The sequence below is a fragment of the Halochromatium roseum genome (assembly GCF_016653315.1).
Classification (GTDB): domain Bacteria; phylum Pseudomonadota; class Gammaproteobacteria; order Chromatiales; family Chromatiaceae; genus Lamprobacter; species Lamprobacter roseus.
On record NZ_NHSH01000057.1, the window covers coordinates 21,424 to 41,829 of the forward strand.

15 protein-coding genes are annotated in these 20,406 nt (G+C 63.8%); 11 read left to right on the top strand and 4 right to left on the bottom strand.

Going from position 1 to position 20,406, the window contains the following annotated elements:
• Position 1: 1 nt before the first annotated feature.
• The gene (locus tag CCR96_RS25085) at positions 2-124 is read left to right on the top strand and encodes a hypothetical protein (protein WP_274601108.1); all 123 of its coding nucleotides are present in this window, start codon (positions 2-4) and stop codon (positions 122-124) included.
• Positions 125-207: 83 nt separating this feature from the next.
• Here CCR96_RS25085 and CCR96_RS11595 read toward each other — a convergent pair whose 3' ends face one another.
• Positions 208-1,011 (bottom strand): DUF2189 domain-containing protein, encoded by an 804-nt coding sequence (locus CCR96_RS11595; RefSeq protein ID WP_201220286.1) that lies wholly within the window; start codon positions 1,009-1,011, stop codon positions 208-210.
• Between the two features lie 285 nt (positions 1,012-1,296).
• On the opposite strand from CCR96_RS11595, the gene CCR96_RS11600 reads away from it, so the two are divergent.
• The 4 genes from CCR96_RS11600 (at position 1,297) to CCR96_RS11615 (ending at position 6,254) form a co-directional block, all read left to right on the top strand.
• Positions 1,297-2,202 (top strand): carbohydrate kinase family protein, encoded by a 906-nt coding sequence (locus CCR96_RS11600; RefSeq protein WP_201220287.1) that lies wholly within the window; start codon positions 1,297-1,299, stop codon positions 2,200-2,202.
• 10 nt (positions 2,203-2,212) lie between these two features.
• Positions 2,213-4,615 carry a sucrose synthase gene (locus tag CCR96_RS11605; protein WP_201220288.1) on the top strand — a complete coding sequence of 801 codons (2,403 nt, stop codon included), beginning with the start codon at positions 2,213-2,215 and terminating at the stop codon, positions 4,613-4,615.
• Between the two features lie 103 nt (positions 4,616-4,718).
• Entirely contained in the window at positions 4,719-5,645 is a 927-nt protein-coding gene (locus tag CCR96_RS11610) for a Uma2 family endonuclease (protein ID WP_201220289.1), read from the top strand.
• A gap of 66 nt (positions 5,646-5,711) precedes the next feature.
• The gene (locus tag CCR96_RS11615; RefSeq protein ID WP_201220290.1) at positions 5,712-6,254 is read left to right on the top strand and encodes a hypothetical protein; all 543 of its coding nucleotides are present in this window, start codon (positions 5,712-5,714) and stop codon (positions 6,252-6,254) included.
• 195 nt (positions 6,255-6,449) lie between these two features.
• Here CCR96_RS11615 and tsaA read toward each other — a convergent pair whose 3' ends face one another.
• Positions 6,450-7,199 (bottom strand): tRNA (N6-threonylcarbamoyladenosine(37)-N6)-methyltransferase TrmO, encoded by a 750-nt coding sequence (gene tsaA / locus CCR96_RS11620; RefSeq protein ID WP_242518959.1) that lies wholly within the window; start codon positions 7,197-7,199, stop codon positions 6,450-6,452.
• A 116-nt stretch (positions 7,200-7,315) separates the two neighbouring features.
• On the opposite strand from tsaA, the gene purL reads away from it, so the two are divergent.
• Positions 7,316-11,629, top strand: coding sequence for a phosphoribosylformylglycinamidine synthase (purL, locus tag CCR96_RS11625; protein WP_201220291.1), 4,314 nt, complete (start codon positions 7,316-7,318; stop codon positions 11,627-11,629).
• A gap of 14 nt (positions 11,630-11,643) precedes the next feature.
• Here purL and nifA read toward each other — a convergent pair whose 3' ends face one another.
• Both nifA and nifL read right to left on the bottom strand, forming a co-directional pair.
• On the bottom strand, positions 11,644-13,224 hold the full coding sequence (nifA, locus tag CCR96_RS11630) for a nif-specific transcriptional activator NifA (protein WP_201220292.1): 1,581 nt from the start codon (positions 13,222-13,224) through the stop codon (positions 11,644-11,646).
• Positions 13,225-13,345: 121 nt separating this feature from the next.
• On the bottom strand, positions 13,346-14,959 hold the full coding sequence (gene nifL / locus CCR96_RS11635) for a nitrogen fixation negative regulator NifL (RefSeq protein ID WP_201220293.1): 1,614 nt from the start codon (positions 14,957-14,959) through the stop codon (positions 13,346-13,348).
• 676 nt (positions 14,960-15,635) lie between these two features.
• On the opposite strand from nifL, the gene rsxA reads away from it, so the two are divergent.
• From rsxA to rsxG, 5 genes are all read left to right on the top strand, one after another.
• Complete coding sequence (gene rsxA, locus CCR96_RS11640; protein WP_201220294.1) at positions 15,636-16,211, top strand: electron transport complex subunit RsxA; 576 nt, start codon at positions 15,636-15,638, stop codon at positions 16,209-16,211.
• Positions 16,212-16,344: 133 nt separating this feature from the next.
• A complete protein-coding gene (locus CCR96_RS11645; protein WP_201220295.1) occupies positions 16,345-16,872 on the top strand; it encodes an RnfABCDGE type electron transport complex subunit B in 528 nt (175 codons plus the stop codon).
• A 72-nt stretch (positions 16,873-16,944) separates the two neighbouring features.
• Positions 16,945-18,618 carry an electron transport complex subunit RsxC gene (gene rsxC, locus CCR96_RS11650; RefSeq protein ID WP_201220296.1) on the top strand — a complete coding sequence of 558 codons (1,674 nt, stop codon included), beginning with the start codon at positions 16,945-16,947 and terminating at the stop codon, positions 18,616-18,618.
• Positions 18,612-19,709, top strand: a complete 1,098-nt coding sequence (locus tag CCR96_RS11655; RefSeq protein ID WP_201220297.1) for an RnfABCDGE type electron transport complex subunit D — start codon at positions 18,612-18,614, stop codon at positions 19,707-19,709. The genes rsxC and CCR96_RS11655 overlap by 7 nt, the downstream gene beginning before the upstream one ends.
• Positions 19,706-20,404: an electron transport complex subunit RsxG gene (gene rsxG, locus CCR96_RS11660; RefSeq protein WP_201220298.1), complete on the top strand. Its 699-nt coding sequence runs from the start codon at positions 19,706-19,708 to the stop codon at positions 20,402-20,404. The genes CCR96_RS11655 and rsxG overlap by 4 nt, the downstream gene beginning before the upstream one ends.
• Positions 20,405-20,406: the final 2 nt, after the last annotated feature.

A 20,406-nucleotide genomic window follows, 5' to 3' on the forward strand; every position in this document is an offset into this window, starting at 1 on the left:
GATGGTACAAATCGATCGTCGAGATCTAGGGCGACTGGAAACCTTCGATCTCTCGGTCGTCCTCTCGGTCGTCCTCTCGGTCGTCGTTGGTCATGGTTTGGCGATCGGCGATGACCATGCTTGATCTGCCTCAAGGGTGGCAATGCCGATCGCACTGGACCGAGTTGTTGGGCGCCATCCGTTGGCGCAAGCGGGGCGGGCTGTCGATCAAGCGGCCTCGCCGACCAAGTCACGATAGGCATACCAGCTTGCGTAGCCGAGCAGCGGAAAGATCAGGATCATGCCAACGAAGGCCGTTAGCGCACCGATGATCATCAGGCCGAGGATCAAGCCAGCCCAACGCAACATCGGTGCGGGGTTGAGGCTGACGGCGCGCCAGCTGGCTTGAACACCGGCGATCGGGCCGGCATCGCGATCGACGATCAAAGGCACTGCGACGACACTGGCTGCGAACACCGCCGCGCCTAGCAAGGCACTGCTGGCCAAGGTGAAGAGCATCATCAAGGGGTCCATGCCGCCGCCCAGCAGGGTGACATAGCCGCTGGAGGTTGGTGCCAGGGTGGTTACCTTGATGGCAAAGATCACCACCGATGCCAGCGTCCAAAAGGCGACGACGAACATCAGCAAGAGTCCGAACAAGGCCAGGCTGGAGCGCCGCTGGCCAAAGAGCGCCAGGCTGGCACGAATCCCGATCCGCTCGCCGGCCAGATGTTGACGCGCGGCGACATAGAGCCCCGCGGCCAGGAATGGCCCCAGAAGCAAGAGCACGATCAGAAATTTCAACGTCAAGCCTGGCATTGCGCGGCTCATGGTCAGCGCCGCGAAGCCAGCGAGCGCGCAGAGCGAGCCGTAGAACAGACTGATCAAGGGTGTTTTCGTCAGGGTACCCCAACCTTGCGCGAGCCACCGCAGGGGCGCATTGACCGCCACCTGCCGGATCTCGAGTGTATCGCCTTGCACGGCGTCCCGATGAGCATCGGTTGAGGACAAGGTCATCGATTCTGTATTCATTGAGAAAACTCCGGAGGGGTAGAGCGACGAGGGCGACACATCGGTGGTGCCCAGCATCGAGTCATTAACCCTTTAAAGGCGTTTGAATGTAGCTAAGTAAGAATATAAGACTTTTCTGATATACAAGCAAGCCTTCGATTGAGAATTGTTCAGTAGGAGAGGGTTAAGGATGCTGGTTGTAGGGTGATGTGTTGATTTGCTGAGACCCGCGGCTTGCGGGTGTGACCCGCACGCCCTTAGCATGATCAACCTTTTCGATCGCCACAGCTCGCGGAGTCCAGCACCATGCCGTTCGATCATCAACAGCCGCCACTTGTCTTCGGCGAGGCCCTGTTTGACTGTTTTCCCGATGGCGCCGAGGTGCTGGGTGGCGCGCCCTTCAACGTCGCCTGGCATCTGGCCGCGTTCGGGCTGAATCCGGTGTTCTTGAGTCGTGTCGGTGAAGATGCCCTCGGCGAGCGGATTGATGCGGCGATGCGCGAGCAGGGGATGACCACCCTGGGGGTGCAGCGTGATCCTGAGCATGCCACGGGTACCGTGCAGGTCTCGCTCGTCGGCGGTGAACCGAGCTACGAGATCGTTCCTGATCGCGCCTACGACCACATCGATGCGGCAGCGCTGCCGCCATTGCCGCAGCAGACGCTGCTGTATCACGGCAGTCTGGCATTGCGGCACTCGGTGTCGGCAGATGCGCTGCGGATGTTGCGGGGGCGACTCAGCCCGTCGATCTTTCTGGACGTGAATCTGCGCGATCCCTGGTGGCGGAAAGAGCGGCTGCTTGAGCTGCTGGAGGGCGCGACCTGGGTCAAGCTCAACGCCGATGAGCTGGCGCTGCTGGCGCCTGAGGGCGACGCTATCGAGACCCGAGCACAGCGGTTGCGGGAGCGCTACGAGCTTGAGGCCGTATTTGCCACTCTCGGCGCCGCGGGCGCCTTTGCAGTGGATGTCGATGGGACTGTCAGCCGCGTGGCGCCAGCCGGCGCGATCGAGGTGGTCGATGCCGTAGGCGCGGGCGATGGCTTCGCCTCGGTGCTGATCTTAGGGCTGATCCGCAGCTGGCCGGTGCAGCAGACACTGGATCGTGCGCAGGCCTTTGCCTCGGCCATCGTCGGCCAGCGGGGGGCGACAGTGCGAGATCCCGGATTCTATGCACCCTTCCTCGACGAGTGGCGCTTGGGCGGGAGGGACTAGGGAGATGCCGATGCAAGCAGAGGTCCCCAATGCCCGCATCCCTGCGCTCGCCGCCTTTCTCTCCGAGAATCGCAGCAAGGCGCACCGGGTGATGCATCACCTGATCGGGTTGCAGCGGCCGTTCTTGCTGCAGAGTGATCTGCAAGATGCGCTCGAACAGCTGTGTCGCGACGATGACCAGATCGCGGACACCGCACTTGCGCGAGCACTGTTGCAGGCGCAGGAGGCGGCGATCAATGCCTCTTGGGTCTATCTGGCGCTGCGCCGCAGGGTCGCGAAGTGGGATTATCTACGCATCCATCTGGAGACCATGGATCTGAATGAGGTCACGGTCTCCGAGTTTTTGCGTTTCAAGGAGCATCTGGCCACTGGTGGCAACGATGATCCGTTCGGGCTAGAGATCGATCTGCGTCCGTTCTACCGCGAGCAGCAGAAGCTCACCGAGGAGGGCTCGATTGGCCGTGGTGTCGAGTTCCTCAATCGTCGCCTCTCCAGCCGCCTGTTCGATGAGCTAGGTAAAGGCGATCAGCGCCTGCTCGGCTTTTTGCGCATGCACAGCTATCGTGGCCATCAGCTGATGCTGAACGATGCGATTAACAGCGTTGTCGAGCTGCGCAATGCCTTGCGCCAGGCGATGATCCCGCTGCGCCGTCGGCCGAGTCATGCGCCCTATGCTGAGCTCTCAGCAGACCTGCGGGGGTTCGGCTTCGAGGCCGGTTGGGGCCATGATGCCGCGCGTATCCGCGAGACCATGGGCCTGTTGCTCGACATCCTCGAGGCGCCCTCGCCGCAGTCGCTGGAGAGCTTTCTGAGCCGGGTGCCGATGATCTTTTCGATTGCGATCGTCTCGCCGCACGGTTGGTTCGGGCAGTCGAACGTGCTCGGGCGGCCAGATACCGGTGGCCAGGTCGTCTATATCCTGGATCAGGTGCGCGCGCTTGAGCGCGAGATGCACCAGCGGCTGGCCGAGCAGGGGATCGATATCGAGCCACGCGTGGTGGTACTGACCCGGCTCATCCCCGAGTCTGAGGGCACCATGTGTAACGAGCGCCTCGAGCCGATTGCCGGGACTCGCAACGCGGTGATCCTGCGCGTACCATTCCGCAATGCTGCTGGTGAGGTGCTGCCGCACTGGGTCTCGCGCTTCCGCATCTGGCCCTATCTAGAGGCCTTTGCGCTGGATGCCGAGCGCGAACTCTTGGCCGAGCTGGGTGGCCGGCCGGATCTGATCATCGGCAACTATTCCGATGGCAATCTGGTCGCCTCGCTGCTCTCGCAGCGATTGGGCGTTAGCCAGTGCAATATTGCTCATGCGCTGGAGAAGACCAAATACCTGCTCTCGGACCTGTACTGGCGCGACAACGAGGAGCGGTATCATTTTTCGGCCCAGTTCACCGCAGATCTCATCGCGATCAACAGCGCCGACTTCGTCATTACCAGCACCTATCAGGAGATCGCCGGCACCGACGACAGCGTCGGCCAGTACGAGAGCTACACCAGCTTCACCATGCCGGGGCTGTATCGGGTGGTCTCCGGCGTCGATGTCTATGATCCTAAGTTCAACATCGTCTCGCCGGGCGCGGATGAAGACATCTACTTTCCCTACACCGATGCTGAGCGGCGCTTGATCCATCTGCAGGATGAGATCGCGGAGCTCATCTATGGCGGTCCGCGTGAGGGTGAATCACGTGGTGTGCTAACCGAGCACGAGCGGCCGCTGCTATTCAGCATGGCACGCTTGGACCGGATCAAGAACATCACCGGCCTGGTCGACTGGTTTGGCAATAGCCCGGAGCTGCGCGAGCAGGCAAATCTGGTGTTGGTCGGCGGTCATGTCGATCCGGGCCGATCGGGTGATGACGAGGAGCGCGAGCAGATCGAGGCGATGCATTACCTGTTCGACCATCATGGGCTCGATGGGCAGGTGCGCTGGCTTGGGATTCATCTCGAGAAGCCGCTCGCCGGCGAGCTCTATCGCAGCATCGCCGATCGCCGCGGCCTGTTTGTGCAGCCGGCGCTGTTCGAGGCCTTCGGACTGACGGTGATCGAGGCGATGAGCTGTGGCTTGCCGGTGTTCGCGACTCGCTATGGTGGGCCGCTCGAGATCATCGAGGATGGGGTGTCAGGTTTTCATATCGACCCGAACCACGGTGAAGCCTCGGCGACGCTGATCGCCGACTTCTTGCGCCGCTGCGCTGAGGACGGCGATCAGTGGTTGGCGTTGTCCGACGGTGCCCTAGCGCGCGTCGAGGAGCGTTACACCTGGCGCCGTTATGCCGAGCGCATGATGACGCTGTCGCGGGTCTATGGCTTTTGGAAATATGTCAGCAACCTGGAGCGCACCGAGACGGCACGCTATCTGGAGATGTTCTACGGCTTGCAATATCGGCCGTTGGCGCGCTCAATCGCTTAGTGATCCTGCCCCAGCTATGCAAGCGTTGCTCAATCACTTCAGTAGCCGATCAGTAGCCGGTCAGTAGCCGGCTATGCTGGCCTGCATCCATAGGAGTCCCATGATGTCGCCCCGCGCATTTGCCGAGCATCCGCGGCCCGCCGCCCCCCAAGAGGGCGATGCCGAAAGCCAACCGCTTATCGACCCGCCAGCAGGCACCCGCGTCAGCGAAGCCGACTACTGGACCCATTACTATGAACACGAAAACGGCTACGAATGGAATAACGGCGTACTGGAGGTCAAGCCGGTGTCTGATGCCCTCACTACCTGGATCTACCAATGGTTGCTCGGGCTGTTTCGGCTCTACCTCGATACCCACCGCAACGCCTACCTGACCTGCCTGGAATTCGGCTTTCGCCTCAGCCTGCCGAACAAGATCGCCATCCGCAAGCCCGACCTCGGCCTGGTGCTCGACAGCAATCCTCAGCCGCTCGCAGACCAGGACCGCTCCTACCAAGGTACCTTCGACCTCTGCGTCGAAGCCCTCTCCGACAGCAGCCCAGCCGAGATTCGGCGCGACACCGAGCAAAAGCACGACGAATATCAAGCTGCCGGCGTGCCCGAGTACTACATCATCCACCATGACCCGCGCTGGCAATTGTTCTATCGGCGCAACGCCTTCGGCCTCTACGAGCCCATCCCCCGCGAAGCCGGCCTCATCCGCTCAGCGATCCTGCCCGGCTTTCGCTTTCGGCTCGAGGATCTCAGCCGCCAGCCGAGCCCAGAGGCAATGCTCGAGGACCCAGTCTACGCGCCCTTCGTGCTGCCGAACTGGCAGCGGGATCGCCAGGCGCGTGTGCAGGCCGAGCAAGCGCACCAGCAGGCCGAGCAAGCGCGTCAGCAAGCCGAGCAGCGAGCCACGACGGCCGAACGGCTCGCCGAACAGCAACGTCGTGAGAAAGCTCATGAACGCGCGGAAAAAGAACGTGAACGCGCCGAAAAAGAGGCACTGCTCGTCGAGCTGGCCCGACTTCGTGGTCAGCTGAGATAACCGGCGCTCGAACCCGCCGAGCGTTGTCCCTGATGATCGAGGATGATCTCTTTGTTGGAGGCATTGATGAACGAAACCGATCTTAGTCTGTCGTGGCGCATGCTTTCCTGCCTGCGCCCGGCTGTCCCTGCCTGTCCACTAGCGCCCGCGCTTGCGGCCTGCTTGTTGGGTTTGATGGCGCCCGTGGCGGCATTGTGGGCCGCTGACGGCTTTGAGCCAGAGCGGCTGGATCTGATCTGTGTCGAGCAGCCGATGCGCGCGGTGAGCTTTGGTGCGCCAGGCGAGCTGAGCTACGACGAGCAGGCACCTAAGGAGTCTGGCCCGATTGATGTGCTGGTCACTAAGAGCAGGCCAGGTGAAGATTTCACCTATGACTTTGCCATCATCGAGAGCAGCGCTGCTTATCTTCAGAATGAGGAGGCGATCTGGATGACCGGCAAGCAGATCGAGGCCCAGCAGGGGCGCTTCAAGATCAATCTTTCCAACCTGATGATGACCCTGACCGAGACCGATCCGGACGGCAGCGCACGCTTCCGCCGCTTTGAGTGCGAGCAGCGCAACACAGGCAACGACGGCACCGGTCAGGACGACTCGAACAAGAATCGCTGAGATCGCTGAGACGAAGACAGCTGAGACAAAGATCGTCCAAACAAGATCGTCCAAACAAGATCGACCCAAACAAGCCAGGCCGGGCTGATGGTGCCCGCGTTCCGGATCGAGACCTTCGGTCGTCATGTCGCCTTGTTGCTTGATCGCTTCGATGTCTGCGGCCTTGAGGGCCGGGGGCGTAGACACCGGCTCACATCAACCCGAACTCGTCAGCGGGGTGATGCGAGTCACTCGCGCACAATCGCCTTCGAGTCGCCAGTGGATCTCCAGCGCGTAGAGCTGCAATATGAACTCACGCCGATCGGGGTAGCGATCCATGTAGCCGGGGCGTGGGTCTTGGGCGATGACCTGCTCGATCAGCTCACGCAGGCGGAGCCGGTCTTGGGGGTCCTGCTCGGCGATGGCGGCTACTGCATGAGTGCTGAAGTGGACGGCAAAGCGCGGTTCGGGCCGCGCCTGGGCGAAGCCGCCTCGAGCCTCTGGGATGGCATCAGCATAGGGTACATAAGGCTTGATATCGAGGATTGGCGTGCTGTCGAGCAGATCGGCACCGGCGACTTTGAGCATCAGCCGCTGACCTTTTCGCTCAAGCCCGTGCTGGGCGACGGCTGAGATTCCAATCGGGTTCGGCCGATAAGGCGAGCGGCTGGCGAAGACGCCGACCTTGGTTTGGGCGCCGAGCCGTGGCGGACGCACCGTTGGGCTCCATTTGGCCTCAAGGCAATCGGCGTGGAAGATGAATACCAGCCAAACGTGGGAAAAGCCCTCGAGCGCCTGGAAGGCCTCTTCGCGATCATAGGGCGGCAGCAGCTCAATCTGCGCCTCGGCAGCGGTGACCAGCCTCGGCTGCCGCGGGATGCCGAATTTATCGGTGTAGGCTGAGCGGCAGATGCCGATTGGCTCGAACTCGAAACGCATGCTGTTGAGTGCCTTATTGACGATCATGGAATCTGCGCTAGCCTAGCCCAGCTGATCCAGACTTGTCGCCCAGACTCATTGCTCTAGGCTCGCGTATCATCTAGCCGTTGATTCCCGCGATCCCTGTTTTGGAGCTCGTTCTGATGCGCATACTGCGCGGCGCGCCCGCCTTGTCCGATTTTCGTCTGTCCAAGCTTGAGGCGCGTTTGCGCGCGGCTGGGCTATCTGAGTGCCGCTTGGCGGCTGAGTTTGTCCACTTCGTCGATCTGACGCGGGTGCTCGAAGCCGATGAGGAGGCGGTGCTGACGCGGCTGCTTCGCTATGGGCCGGCGGCTGAGGCTGCGCTCGGTCTTGCTGCTGAGTCGTCTGCCGCGATCGCTCAGGGCGAATGGGCTGGCGGTGGACAGCCGTTGGCTGAGGACTCAACCCGATCCGGTGGTGTGGGCTCGCCCGCAGCAGGCAGCCTGCTGCTGGTTGTGCCGCGCCCCGGGACGATCTCGCCCTGGTCATCGAAGGCCACCGATATCGCCCAGCATTGTGGGCTGAACGCGATCCGCCGGCTTGAGCGCGGCACGGCCTATCGTCTTCGGCTGATCTCTATGGATACCCATCTCGATGCCGATGCCGATGTCGATCTCGACGCCAATGTCGATGTCGCGATCGATACGCTGGACGAGGCCGCGCTCGCGACGGCTGCCGCGCTGCTCCACGACCGCATGACCGAGATCGTGCTGCGCGATCCGACCGAGGCCGAGTGTCTGTTCGCCCAAGCCGAGCCGCGGCCGCTTGCTCAGGTCGCGCTGCTGGCCGAGGGTCGATCGGCACTGGATCGGGCCAACAGCGAGCTTGGCCTCGCGCTCTCCGCCGATGAGATCGATTACCTGGCCGAGCGTTTTACCGCACTGGGACGCGATCCCACCGATGTCGAGCTGATGATGTTCGCGCAGGCCAACTCCGAGCATTGCCGACACAAGATCTTCAACGCCGATTGGGTGATCGATGGTGAGCCGCAGCCGCAGTCGCTGTTCGCGATGATCCGTAACACCACCGCTTGCTCGCCGGCCGGCGTGCTCTCGGCCTACAAAGACAATGCGGCGGTGATCGCGGGCTGGCCAGGCCAACGCTTCGCCGCGTCTGGCGACGGCGATGGCCGCTATCGACGCAGCGACGAGCCGCTGCACATCCTATTCAAGGTCGAGACCCATAATCATCCAACCGCGATCGCCCCCGATCCTGGCGCGGCGACTGGCTCCGGCGGCGAGATCCGCGACGAGGGTGCGACCGGCCGCGGCGCGAAACCCAAGGCCGGCCTCTGTGGCTTTTCGGTCTCGAATCTGCGCATCCCCGGCGCCGAGCAGCCCTGGGAGCAGGACTGGGGCAAGCCGGCGCGGATCTGCTCGGCGCTCGAGATCATGCGTGATGGACCGATCGGCGCCGCTGCCTTCAACAACGAGTTCGGCCGGCCGAATCTAGCCGGTTATTTCCGCAGCTTTGAGCAGCAGGTGCCACGGCCGGGTGGCGGTCTTGAGCTGCGCGGCTATCACAAGCCGATCATGCTCGCCGGCGGTGTCGGTGCCGTGCGCGAGACCCATGTCGAGAAGGCAGGGTTCCCTGCGGGTGCGCCGCTGGTGGTGCTTGGCGGGCCGGCGATGCTGATCGGACTCGGCGGCGGCGCGGCCTCGAGCATGACCAGCGGCGCCAGTGCCGAGGATCTGGACTTCGCCTCGGTTCAGCGTGCCAATCCGGAGATGCAGCGTCGCTGTCAGGAGGTGATTGACCGCTGCAATGCGCGCGGCGAGGCGAGTCCGATCCTGTTCATCCATGATGTCGGCGCCGGCGGCTTGTCGAATGCGCTACCGGAATTGGTCCATGACGGCGGACGTGGCGGGCGCTTCGAGCTGCGCCGGGTGCCGAACGCCGACCCCGGCATGTCGCCGATGGAGATCTGGTGCAACGAGGCGCAGGAGCGCTATGTGCTGGCGATCGATCCGGCGCGGCTGGCCGAGTTCGAGGCGATCTGCGCGCGCGAGCGCTGCCCCTATGCGCTGGTTGGCGAGGCGACTGATGACGAGCAGCTGATCCTGAAGGACAGCCAGTTTGGCACGGTTCCCATCGAGATGCCGCTGTCGTTGCTGCTCGGCAAGCCGCCGCAGATGCTGCGCGATGTCCGCTCGGTCGAGGCCGTTGGCGACGCGCTTGATCTGGCGGCGATCGATCTGGCCGATGCGGTTGGCCGCGTGCTGCGGTTGCCGACCGTGGCCGCGAAGGGCTTCCTGATCATCATCGGCGATCGCAGCGTCGGCGGCCTGGTCAACCGTGATCAGATGGTCGGTCCCTGGCAGGTGCCGGTGGCCGATTGCGCGGTGACCTTGACCGATTTCGATGGCTACCGCGGCGAGGCGATGGCGGTTGGTGAGCGCGCGCCGATCGCGCTGCTCGATGCCCCGGCGTCCGGGCGGATGGCGGTCGGCGAAGCGATTACCAACATCGCCGGCGCCAACATTCAGGGTGTCGAACAGCTGAGCCTCTCGGCGAACTGGATGGCCGCGGCCGGGCATCCTGGTGAGGACGCGCGTCTGTATGAAACCGTGCGCGCGGTTGGACTTGAGCTGTGTCCAGCGCTGGGGATCGCGATTCCGGTGGGCAAGGACTCGATGAGCATGAAGACGGTCTGGGAGCGGCCGGTATTGCGCCCGGGTGCAGCGCATTTGGCTGAGGACGCGGGCGCTGTCAACGACAGTCGATCGGCAGCCGTCAGAGGCGCTGCGCAGCATCAAGGCAGTGCAGAAGATGCAGGCGGTTCAGCCGACCGGTCTGTTGCAGAAAGTGCTGCCGTTGCTGCGAATGCAAGCGGTGAAGGAGATCCGGCTGTTGCGAAGGGTGCGAATGGCTCCAAAGAGACGGCCGGCGTTGCTGGCGGCGATGGCCGCACCGAGCGCGTCGAGATGGCCGCACCGCTCTCGCTCGTCGTCTCGGCGGTAGCACCGGTACGCGATCTGCGCCGCTGTGCGACGCCTTGGCTAAGGCTCGATCGCGGCGAGACCCTGCTGGTGCTGGTCGACCTCGGGCGTGGGCAGGATCGTCTCGGCGGTTCGGCGCTGGCGCAGGTCTACGGGCGGATCGGCGAGGTACCACCCGATCTGGATGATCCGGTGCTGCTCAAGGCCTTCTTCTCGGCGATGCAGGCGCTGAAGGACGACGGACTGCTGCTTGCCTATCACGATCGCTCCGATGGCGGCTTGCTCGCGACCCTCTGCGAGATGGCCTTTGCCGGGCGCTGCGGGATCGACTGCGATCTCGGGATGCTGCCGGGGCGAAGTGATCTGATCGCGGCCTTGTTTGCCGAAGAGCTGGGTGCCGTCCTGCAGGTTCCCGCAGCCGAGCTGGCGGCGGTCTTGGATCGACTGCACCAACTTGGACTCGGCGACTGCAGCCATGCGTTCGGCCGGCCCAGCAGCGATGGACTGATCCGCATCCGCCAGTGCGATCAGCTGTTGTTCGAGGCGACCCGCGCCGAGCTGCAGCAGGCCTGGTCCGAGACCAGCTGGCAGATGCAGCGGCTGCGCGACAACCCCGACTGCGCCGATGAAGAGTTTGCGCGGATCAGTGCCGATGAGCCGGGTCTGAGCGCTGTGCTGCCCTTCGATCCCGCCCAGGATATTGACGCGCCGCTGATTGCGACCGGCGCCCGGCCCCGACTCGCTGTGCTGCGCGAGCAGGGCGTCAATGGCCAGATCGAGATGGCCGCTGCCTTTGATCGCGCCGGTTTCGACTGCATCGATGTGCACATGTCCGACCTGCTCGAGGGCCGTCTTGGGCTCGACGGTTTTCAGGGGCTGGCCGCTTGTGGTGGCTTCAGCTACGGCGACGTGCTCGGCGCGGGTGAGGGCTGGGCCAAGACCATCCTGTTCAACCCCCGCGCACGCGAGCAGTTCGAGGCCTTCTTTGCCCGTGCTGACAGCTTCGCGCTCGGTGTCTGTAACGGCTGCCAGATGCTCGCCAACCTGCGCGAGCTGATCCCCGGTACTGAGCACTGGCCGCATTTCGTGCGCAACCGCTCGGAGCAGTTCGAGGCGCGGTTGCTGATGGTCGAGGTGAGGCCCTCGCCATCGATCCTGCTGCAGGGGATGCAGGGTGCGAGGCTGCCGATCGTCGTCTCGCACGGCGAGGGTCGAGCTGAGTTCCGTGATACGGCACAGCAGCAGAGCGCCGGCCCGATGACAGCGCTACGCTACATCGAGGCCGATGGCACAGCGGCCATCCGCTACCCGGCGAACCCGAACGGCTCGCCGGAGGGCATCACGGGCCTTTGCAACAGCGATGGGCGTGTCACCATCATGATGCCGCACCCGGAGCGCATCTTCCGGACCGTACAACAGTCCTGGCATCCTGATGATTGGGGCGAAGACAGCCCCTGGATGCGGCTGTTTCGGAATGCGCGTGTTTGGGTGGGCTAGCGGGCTAGTATTGCTCAAAACTGCTTCACCTTGATATTCATCGTCTGAATCCGATAGGCGATCTGGCGCGGGGTCATGTTGAGCAGGCGCGCGGCCTTGGCCTGGACCCAGCCGGCTTGCTCCAGCGCGGCGATCACCCGCTCGCGCTCGTCGACGTCCGGGTCGTCGAAGTCGATGCCGTTGTCTCCGGCACCAGCTCCAGCACCGAAACCTGAACCCGCCGCCGAGGTCAGCGCGGCGCGCGGTTCGGGTAGGTTGCCGACATCGAGCCCGGTCAGGTCGATCACATCGCGGTCGATGATCCCGCATTCGCTCATCACCGCCGCGCGCTCCATGCAGTTCTCCAGCTCGCGCACGTTGCCGGGCCAGTCGTAGCGCATCAGCACGCGCAGCGCGCTGTCGGTGATGCTGAGCTCGCGGCCCTGCTGCTTGGCGACCTTGGCGACGAGGAACTGGGCTAGCTCGGGCACGTCTTCGATGCGTTCGCGCAGTGCTGGCATCACGATCGGCATCACGTTGAGCCGGTAATAGAGGTCTTCGCGGAACTCGCCGGCCTTGACCTCTTGCTCCAGGTTGCGGTTGGTGGCCGCGATCACGCGCACATCGACCTTCATGGTGCGGCTGCCGCCGACGCGCTCGAACTCGCCCTCTTGCAACACGCGCAGCAGCTTGGCCTGGAAGGCCGGACTGATCTCGCCGATCTCATCCAGGAACAGGGTGCCGCCGTCGGCCTGCTCGAAGCGGCCCTTGCGCAGGTTCACGGCGCCGGTGAAGGCGCCTTTTTCATGGCCGAACAGCTCGGATTCGAGCAGATTGTCGGGCAGCGCTGCACAGTTGAGTTTGACGAAGGTGCTCTGTGCGCGCGGTGAATTGTAATGGATGGCGTTGGCGATCAGCTCCTTACCGGTGCCGGATTCGCCACGCACCAAGACCGTGGTGTTCCATTTCGCGACCTGACGCACCTGCTCGAAGACGATGCGCATGCGCTGGGTGTGGCCGATGATGCTGTCGAAGCCATGGGTGCCTTTGACGTGACGCCGCAGGGCATCGCGCTCCTCGCGCAGCGCTCGCCGCTCGGCCTCGACCGAGCGTGCCAGCAGCACCGCCTGGCCGATGAGATTGGCGACCATCTCGGTGAAACGCGCGCGCTGCTGCAAGTGTTCATCGCGCACGGGTGGCTGGATGGCGAACACGCCTGCGGCGGGGCCATCGCCGATGCGGATCGGGACGCCGATGAAGGGCAGGTCACGGTTGAACATACCGAGCTTATCGAGAAAGCGCGGCTCATCGCTGACCCGCTCTAGCAGCCATTCTTGATTGGTCTCAAGGATGTGCCCGATGACCCCCTCGCCGCGGCGATAGCGCACCTTCTCGAACGGGGCGGCGTCGTCATCGTGCAGGGCGCTGATCAGCAGGTCGCCGGACTCTTCGTCGAGCAGGCTGACCATGCCCAGGCACAGACGCTCGCGCTCGTGCAATGTTTGCAGCACCGCGCGCAGCGTTTCGCGCAGTTGGAGTGAGCGACTCAGAATGCGGCTGACATCGAACAAGGCGGCGAGCTGCGCCTCAAGCAGATCGGCGCGTCGCGTATCCATTCGCGAATCCGTTCGCGAATCCGTTCGCGTATCCACTCGCATCTCTGTTCGCGTATCCGTTCCCGTTTCGGGGCGTGGCGATTCTGGTAGGTCCTTGTCGTACATTGGCACGGGGTCTAAGTCAGTCACGGGGCAGGGCGTTGGTTAAGGTCACCAGGATGCGGCAACCGTCGTTGTATTCCGGGTCGATCTCGATGCTGCCACCATGCTGGTTGGCAAGCTCCTGAGCGAGTGGCAGTCCCATGCCGGCACGGCCGCGACGGTTTCGCCAGCCGATATAGAAGGGCTCAAAGGCCTTGTAGCGATCGCCACTCGGAAAGCCGGGGCCGCTGTCCTGGATGCAGACCTCGACCGCGTCATCGAGCGCGCGGGTACTGATATGCAGCTCGCGCTGGCTGCGCCCGGCTTCGCCTGTTGCTTGCAGCGCATTGTCGATCAGGTTCTTGAACAGCGAGCGCAGCTCGGTCTGGCGCGCACTGATCTCAGGCAGGACATGCGCCGGACGCCAGTCGACGGTGACGCCAGCGGCGAGCAGGGCATCGGTCTCTAGGGCAAGCACGTGCCGCACCAGTTCGTTGACATTGACACTGACACAGGCCTCGACGATCTCATCCGGGAGCGCCGCTTGCAGGGTTTTGAGCGCCTGCTCGCTGGTCTCGGTAATCTGCGCCAGGGTCGGCGCGAAGCCCTCGAGGGTGCCGGCGCCATTGGCGAACATGGCGTTCGCCGCGCGCAGCAGGTTGAGCGGGGTCTGGATCTGGTAGCTCGCGGCGGCCAGCGCTTCGCGCATGCCTTGCGCCAGTCGTTGCTCGGCGATGCGCGCGCGCAGATGCTCCAGATGCGCGCGCTCGATTTCGCGATGGCGGGCGGTGACATCGGTGGCGAGCAGCAACAGACGGGCGTCACCGCGATTGCCGCGACCGAAATAGCTGCGAGCACTGCCGTCCTGCTCGCTGATGCGGGTGCCGGAGCAGGAGAACCAACGCGGACCGAGGCCGCCGGGTACCTCGAGGCTGACCTCGACGTTCTTGAAGTCTTCGCCGCCGCCGGTCGCGGGAACGGTGCGCTCGATGGGGTCGAAACCAGCCTGCTGACGCAGCGCGGCACGGATCAGCGGCAAGGGCTCGCGCCCGCGCAGGTCGCCGAACAGTTTTTTGTACTCCATGTTATCGAGGATGATCTCGCCCTCGGCGTCGAGCAGCACCATCACCGTTGGCGCGGCGTCGAGCACATTCTCGATACGTGTCTTCTGCTGTCTGAGCGCGGTCGCGAGTTCATGTTCGCGCGTCACGTCGCGATGCATGCCAAGGAAATAGGCAATCTCGCCGCTGCTATCGAGGACCGGTGAGATGACCAGCTCGGCGAGGTATTCATCACCCCCTTTGCGTTGGTTCACCAGGGTTCCGGTCCAGGTTTTTTTGCGCTGGATGGTGCGCCAGAGCTGACGATAGATGCTGTCTGGCGTTGCATTGCTGGACAGGATCGACTGGTTCTTGCCCAGCAGTTCGTCGCGCAGATAGCCGCTAAGATGCTCGAACGCGGCGTTCGCGTAGAGGATGCTGGCGGTTGGATCGGTGATCGAGATTGCCACGGGCGCTTGCTCGACGGTCTCGAAATAGAGGCGCGGTGGTAACGGCTCGGAGGCGTTTCCCGCCATCAGTCGCAACGCGGCCAGCACCTCTAGCGGGGTGTCATCGGGTGGCTCGCGCAAGAATGCCGAGATGGCATTTTGCATGAGGGGCTGTGCGTTCTTCAGGCTAGCGCTGGCAGACGTGTTGAAAGCCTGCGCTGGCGCCTGACGGGACGAGGTCGTACCCGGACTTGAATGCTGCGAAAGTGGCGCGCTGCTCTCCGGGGATGATCGAGCCATGGGTGTCTCCTCTATCGTGACCTAGTCTTTTTTCGTGTCGAGTCATTGCTGTGCCATCAGCGTATGTCATCAGCTTCTGCCATCAGCGCAGTTCGGGGCGTTGAACCCGGACGCCGGAGCTGTTTTAAGCAGATTTCATGCCGGTCTTATGCTGGCCGACGCTGTCATGCCTCTATTAAGCCCCGGCTCTTGGGGCTACAGGGATGTTTGACCGACTGGAAACGCAGATAGCCTTGTCGGTTTTACGACAATTTACTGTGGCCCAGCATGCTGGCTGTGTCGTCCGCGACAGCTGACTGCATGCTTGGCAGCTAAGCACAATGCCCGTCGCAATGCCCGTCGCAATGCCCGTCGAGCCAGTCCAGTGCTGCCAAAACCCCAGTCTGATGAGGATTTCGGGCCAGGTCAGGGATCGCTCGCTGGGCTTTTCGCGAGGGCTGCGCAGCGCTGGCATTGAGTTTGCTAGATGCAACGAGTCTCGAGTGCGCGCCGCCTCGGCTGTGCGTTGTCTGTCTTCGCCGGAGAGTCCTGCTGAAGCCCTATGACTGAGTCCCTGATGCTGATCCTTGCGACCGCGCTAGTGAACAACGTCGTGCTCGTCAAATTCCTTGGCCTCTGCCCGTTCATGGGTGTGTCTGGGAAGCTTGATACCGCACTGGGCATGGGGTTGGCAACGACCTTTGTGCTGACCCTGGCCGCGGCGGCCAGCTGGGTCTTGGAGCATCTGGTGCTGGCGCCGCTCGATATCGGTTTTCTGCGCATCCTGACCTTTATCTTGGTGATTGCCGCCGTCGTTCAGTTCACCGAGATGGTCGTGCGCAAGCTCTCGCCAACCCTGTATCAGGTGCTTGGCATTTTTCTGCCGTTGATCACGACCAATTGCGCGGTCTTGGGCGTGGCCTTGCTCAACGTCCAGGAGCAGCACAGCTTTGTCGAGAGCCTGCTCTATGGGTTTGGCTCGGCGCTCGGTTTCACCTTGGTGATGGTGCTCTTTGCCGGGCTGCGCGAGCGCTTGGCACTGGCGCAGGTGCCGGCGACCTTCGCCGGGGCACCGATTGCCTTCATCGTCGCTGGGCTGTTGTCGCTGGCCTTTATGGGTTTCGCCGGGCTGGCGTGAGGATGGTCGTTCCAACTGATCGCCGGATGGAGCCAGCCGGCAACCCTTTAGCCCCCTTTAGCCCCGCGCGCGAGCCGATTCCAGCGCTAACTTCAGTGCGAACCTCAGCGCTCACTTTGGAGCCTTCGACATCATGGTTTTTGCGATCCTGAGCTTGACCACCCTTGGCCTTGGACTTGGCGCGCTGCTCGGCGTTGCGGCGCGCTTCTTGAAGGTTGAGGAGAGTCCGCTGGTGGCCGAGATCGAGGCACTGTTGCCCGGCTCTCAATGTGGCCAATGTGGCTTTCCGGGCTGTGCGCCGGCGGCCGCGGCGATTGCCGAGGGCAAGGCGCCGGTCACCCTCTGTCCGCCCGGCGGGCGCGCCTTGGCGCAGGCCTTGGCGCAGCGCCTCGGGGTCAGTGTTGATCTGAGCGCGGTGGCCGAGCAGGCGCCGAAGGTGGCCTTTGTCCACGAGCGGCTTTGTGTCGGCTGCACCAAATGCTTCAAACGCTGCCCGACCGATGCCATCGTCGGTGCTAAGGATCAGATCCATGCCGTGTTCGAGGACGCCTGCATCGGCTGTGGCGACTGCGCCGAGGACTGCCCGACCGAGTGCATCGAGATGCGCAGCCCAACCCAGACCCCATCGAATTGGGTCTGGCCGCAGCCGATAGCGGCCTGACCCATCTATTGAAGCTTGATCCGCTCTATTGACGCATGATCCATTCTATTCACGCTCGCTGAGGCCTGTTCGATGCAACTGTTCCGAATCCGTGGCGGCGTGCATCCCGACGACCGCAAGACCCTCGCCGCTGGTCGGCCGATCGAGCCGCTACCGATGCCGAAGCTGCTGCATATCCCGTTGCAGCAGCATATCGGCGCGATTGCCAATCCGCTGGTACAGCGACGCCAGTATGTCGCCAAGGGCGAGCGCATTGCTCAGGCTCAGGGTACGGTCTCGGCGCCGATCCATGCGCCGACCTCGGGCCGCATCGTTGGGCTGGGCCTGTATCCCGCCAATCACCCCTCCGGACTCTCGGTGCGCACCATCACCCTGCAGCCGGATGGCAAGGATCGCTGGCATAAGCGTATCCAAGGCGTTGCTGATCCCTTGGCGCTAGAGCCGGTCGAGATCGCCAAGCGGGTCGCGGATGCCGGTGTCGTCGGCATGGGCGGGGCAACCTTCCCGTCGGCGGTCAAGCTTGGGCTTGGCAAGCGCTACCAGCTGTCGACCTTGGTCATCAATGGCTCCGAGTGCGAGCCCTATCTGACCTGTGACGATCAACTGATGCGCGAGCAGGCTGAGGCGATCGTGGATGGTGCGCGCATCATGGCGCGGGCGCTTGGCGTCGATCGTCTGCTGTTCGGGATCGAGGGCAACAAGCCCGAGGCGCTAGTGGCGATGCAGCGCGCCACGGCCGAGCTTGCTGGGGCCGATGTGGTGCGACTGCCGATGCGTTATCCGATGGGCTCGGAGAAGCATCTGGTGCAGACCCTGACCGGCAAGGAGACACCGGCGCGGGGGCTGACCGCTGACATCGGCGTTGTCGTCCATAACCCGGCGACCGCCTTCGCCGTGCATGAGGCGCTCCGCTTCGGTCGGCCGCTGGTCTCGCGCGTGATCAGCATCACCGGCGGGGCGATCAGCACGCCGAAGAACCTACGCGTGCTGATTGGCACCAAGATCGAAGACCTGATCGAGCATTGCGGGCGCTTCCGCGAAGACCCCGAGCGCCTGATCGCCGGCGGACCGATGATGGGGCAGCCAATCCCGGAGCTGCGGGTGCCGGTGATGAAGGGCACTAACGGCATCCTGGCGCTGACCGCGGCCGAGACCGGCAAGCGCGAGCCGCAGCCCTGTATCCGTTGTGGCAGCTGCGTGCAGGCCTGTCCCTGTGGGCTGGTGCCGCTTGGCATGGCGGCCCATGTGCGCACGGGTGATCTCGATGGCGCGGTCGCGACCGGGCTGATGGATTGCATCGGTTGCGGCTCCTGCGCCTATGTCTGCCCGGCGCACATCCCGTTGGTGCAATTCTTCAATCATGCCAAGGGCGAGCTGGCCGCGCGCGGCCGGGCCAAGCAGAAGCAGACCGAGACCAAACGCCTCGCCGAGCATCGCGCGCGGCGGCTCGAGGCGCAGAAGCGCGCCAAGCGTGAGGCGATGGCCAAGCGCAAGCGTGAGGCCGAGGCGAAGAAACAGGCCGAAGCCAAGGCACAGGCCGAGTCAGAGAGACAGACCGAAGCTAAGGCACAGGCCGAAGCGGAGAGGCAGACCGAAGCAAACCAGCAGGTCATGGCGGCCAATGAGGCTGAGGCCAGGATCAAGCCTCGGACGGAGTCGTTGACCAAGCACGGACTCGAACAGCGGCTCAAGCAAGCGCCCGAGTCGAATCAAGACCAGGCGGTTGCGGAGGCACAAGCATGCTAGACAGTCCACTCCTCGCCAGCCCGCACGCGCATGCGCCGGTCAGCATCAGCCGCACCATGGGGCTGGTCCTGCTGGCGCTGCTGCCGGCGACGCTGCTCGGCCTCTGGCAATTCGGTTGGCCGGCGATTCTGTTGTTTAGCGCGACGCTGACTGCCGCGCTGTTGTTTGAGGCGCTGGCGCTGATCCTGGGCGGCAAGCCGCTGCGAGCGAGCCTGATGGATGGCTCGGCGCTGCTGACCGGCTGGTTGTTGGTGATGACCCTGCCGCCCTGGGCGCCCTGGTGGATCGGCGTGCTGGGTGCCTTTATCGCCATCATCGTCGGCAAGCAGGTGTTTGGTGGACTGGGTCAGAACCTGTTCAATCCGGCGATGGTGGCGCGGGTGGTGCTGCTGGTCTCGTTTCCACTGGAGATGACGCAATGGATCGGCCCGCAACCGCTGTTCTTCGCGCAGACGCCAGGGCTGAATGACGGCCTGGCGATCAGTCTGGACGGGCTGTCCGCGCCCTGGGATGCGATGAGCGGCGCCTCGATCCTGGGCCAGGTCGATCTGATCCTGCAGCAGGGTGGCGATCTGGCCGCGGCGACCCCCGAGCTGTTTGCGCCGCTGACGGCACTGCTGGGTGGCATCCCCGGCAGCCTTGGCGAGACCTCGGCGCTGTTGCTGTTGCTCGGTGGGCTGTTCCTGATCCGCAAGGGCGTGATCGACTGGGTGATCCCGGTCGCGGTCCTGCTCGGCGTGGCGGTTCCGGCCAGCCTGCTGCACCTGCTCGACCCCGCCCGCTTTGCCGGCCCGCTGCTGCATCTGCTCGCCGGCGCGACCCTGCTGACCGCCTTTTTCATCGCCACTGATCCGGTGACCTCGCCGGTCTCGCGGCTTGGACAGGCGGTGTTTGGGGCTGGGGCCGGGCTGCTGATCTATCTGATTCGAACCTTCGGCGCCTATCCCGAGGGCGCAGCCTTTGCCATCCTGCTGATGAATGCGGCGACGCCGATGATCGATCATTACATCAAGCCGCGTATCTTTGGTCGCGATCGGCACGGGCGCCCGCTGCCGGTGGCCGGGGATGCCGCCCAGGAGCGCCAGCGATGAGCCGATCCCTGCCACAAACCTTCACCGATCGCGATGGCATCGGTTATCAGGCGCTCTTGCTGGCGGGATTCGCGCTCGCCGCCTCGGTGCTGCTGGTGGTCGGGAATCTGGTCACCAAAGGCCCGATCGCCGAGCGCAAGGCCGAGGATCTGCTGGCCTCATTGGAGCAGGTGATTCCCGCCGAGCTGCATGACAACGACCTGCTCGCGCATCCGCTGATGATCCCGCGCTCGAGCTTGAACTCGGGTTCGAGCCGCAGCCCGAGCCCTAGCCGTCATAGCGAGAACGCGATCATCGTCTACCGCGCACTCCAGGGGTTGGACGTGACGGCGGTCGCCTTTGAGACCCTTGGTCAAGGCTATGCCGGTCCGATCCGGGTGCTGCTCGGGATCGGTGTCGATGGACGCATCCTCGGCGCCCGGGTGCTGGCGCACAGCGAGACCCCAGGGCTTGGCGACAAGATCGAGATCGCGCGTGACGCTTGGATTACCGATTTCACTGGCCGCGATCTCAGCGATCCGCCGCCCGAGCAGTGGGCCGTGAAGAAGGATGGCGGCGTCTTCGATCAATTCAGTGGCGCGACCATTACCCCACGGGCGGTGGTGGCGGCGATCAAGGGCGGACTCGAGACCTTTGCCGCGCAGCGCGATGCCTTGACCGCCTCAGCCGTGATCACGACCGAGATCAGCCAATAATC

Excerpts from the sequence above, each read along its gene's own strand:
- CCR96_RS25085 (WP_274601108.1), top strand. The coding sequence starts at position 2 with ATGGTACAAATCGATCGTCGAGATCTAGGGCGACTGGAAACCTTCGAT.
- CCR96_RS11595 (WP_201220286.1), bottom strand. The coding sequence starts at position 1,011 with ATGAATACAGAATCGATGACCTTGTCCTCAACCGATGCTCATCGGGAC.
- CCR96_RS11600 (WP_201220287.1), top strand. The coding sequence starts at position 1,297 with ATGCCGTTCGATCATCAACAGCCGCCACTTGTCTTCGGCGAGGCCCTG.
- CCR96_RS11605 (WP_201220288.1), top strand. The coding sequence starts at position 2,213 with ATGCAAGCAGAGGTCCCCAATGCCCGCATCCCTGCGCTCGCCGCCTTT.
- CCR96_RS11610 (WP_201220289.1), top strand. The coding sequence starts at position 4,719 with ATGTCGCCCCGCGCATTTGCCGAGCATCCGCGGCCCGCCGCCCCCCAA.
- CCR96_RS11615 (WP_201220290.1), top strand. The coding sequence starts at position 5,712 with ATGAACGAAACCGATCTTAGTCTGTCGTGGCGCATGCTTTCCTGCCTG.
- tsaA (WP_242518959.1), bottom strand. The coding sequence starts at position 7,199 with ATGATCGTCAATAAGGCACTCAACAGCATGCGTTTCGAGTTCGAGCCA.
- purL (WP_201220291.1), top strand. The coding sequence starts at position 7,316 with ATGCGCATACTGCGCGGCGCGCCCGCCTTGTCCGATTTTCGTCTGTCC.
- nifA (WP_201220292.1), bottom strand. The coding sequence starts at position 13,224 with ATGGATACGCGACGCGCCGATCTGCTTGAGGCGCAGCTCGCCGCCTTG.
- nifL (WP_201220293.1), bottom strand. The coding sequence starts at position 14,959 with ATGCAAAATGCCATCTCGGCATTCTTGCGCGAGCCACCCGATGACACC.
- rsxA (WP_201220294.1), top strand. The coding sequence starts at position 15,636 with ATGACTGAGTCCCTGATGCTGATCCTTGCGACCGCGCTAGTGAACAAC.
- CCR96_RS11645 (WP_201220295.1), top strand. The coding sequence starts at position 16,345 with ATGGTTTTTGCGATCCTGAGCTTGACCACCCTTGGCCTTGGACTTGGC.
- rsxC (WP_201220296.1), top strand. The coding sequence starts at position 16,945 with ATGCAACTGTTCCGAATCCGTGGCGGCGTGCATCCCGACGACCGCAAG.
- CCR96_RS11655 (WP_201220297.1), top strand. The coding sequence starts at position 18,612 with ATGCTAGACAGTCCACTCCTCGCCAGCCCGCACGCGCATGCGCCGGTC.
- rsxG (WP_201220298.1), top strand. The coding sequence starts at position 19,706 with ATGAGCCGATCCCTGCCACAAACCTTCACCGATCGCGATGGCATCGGT.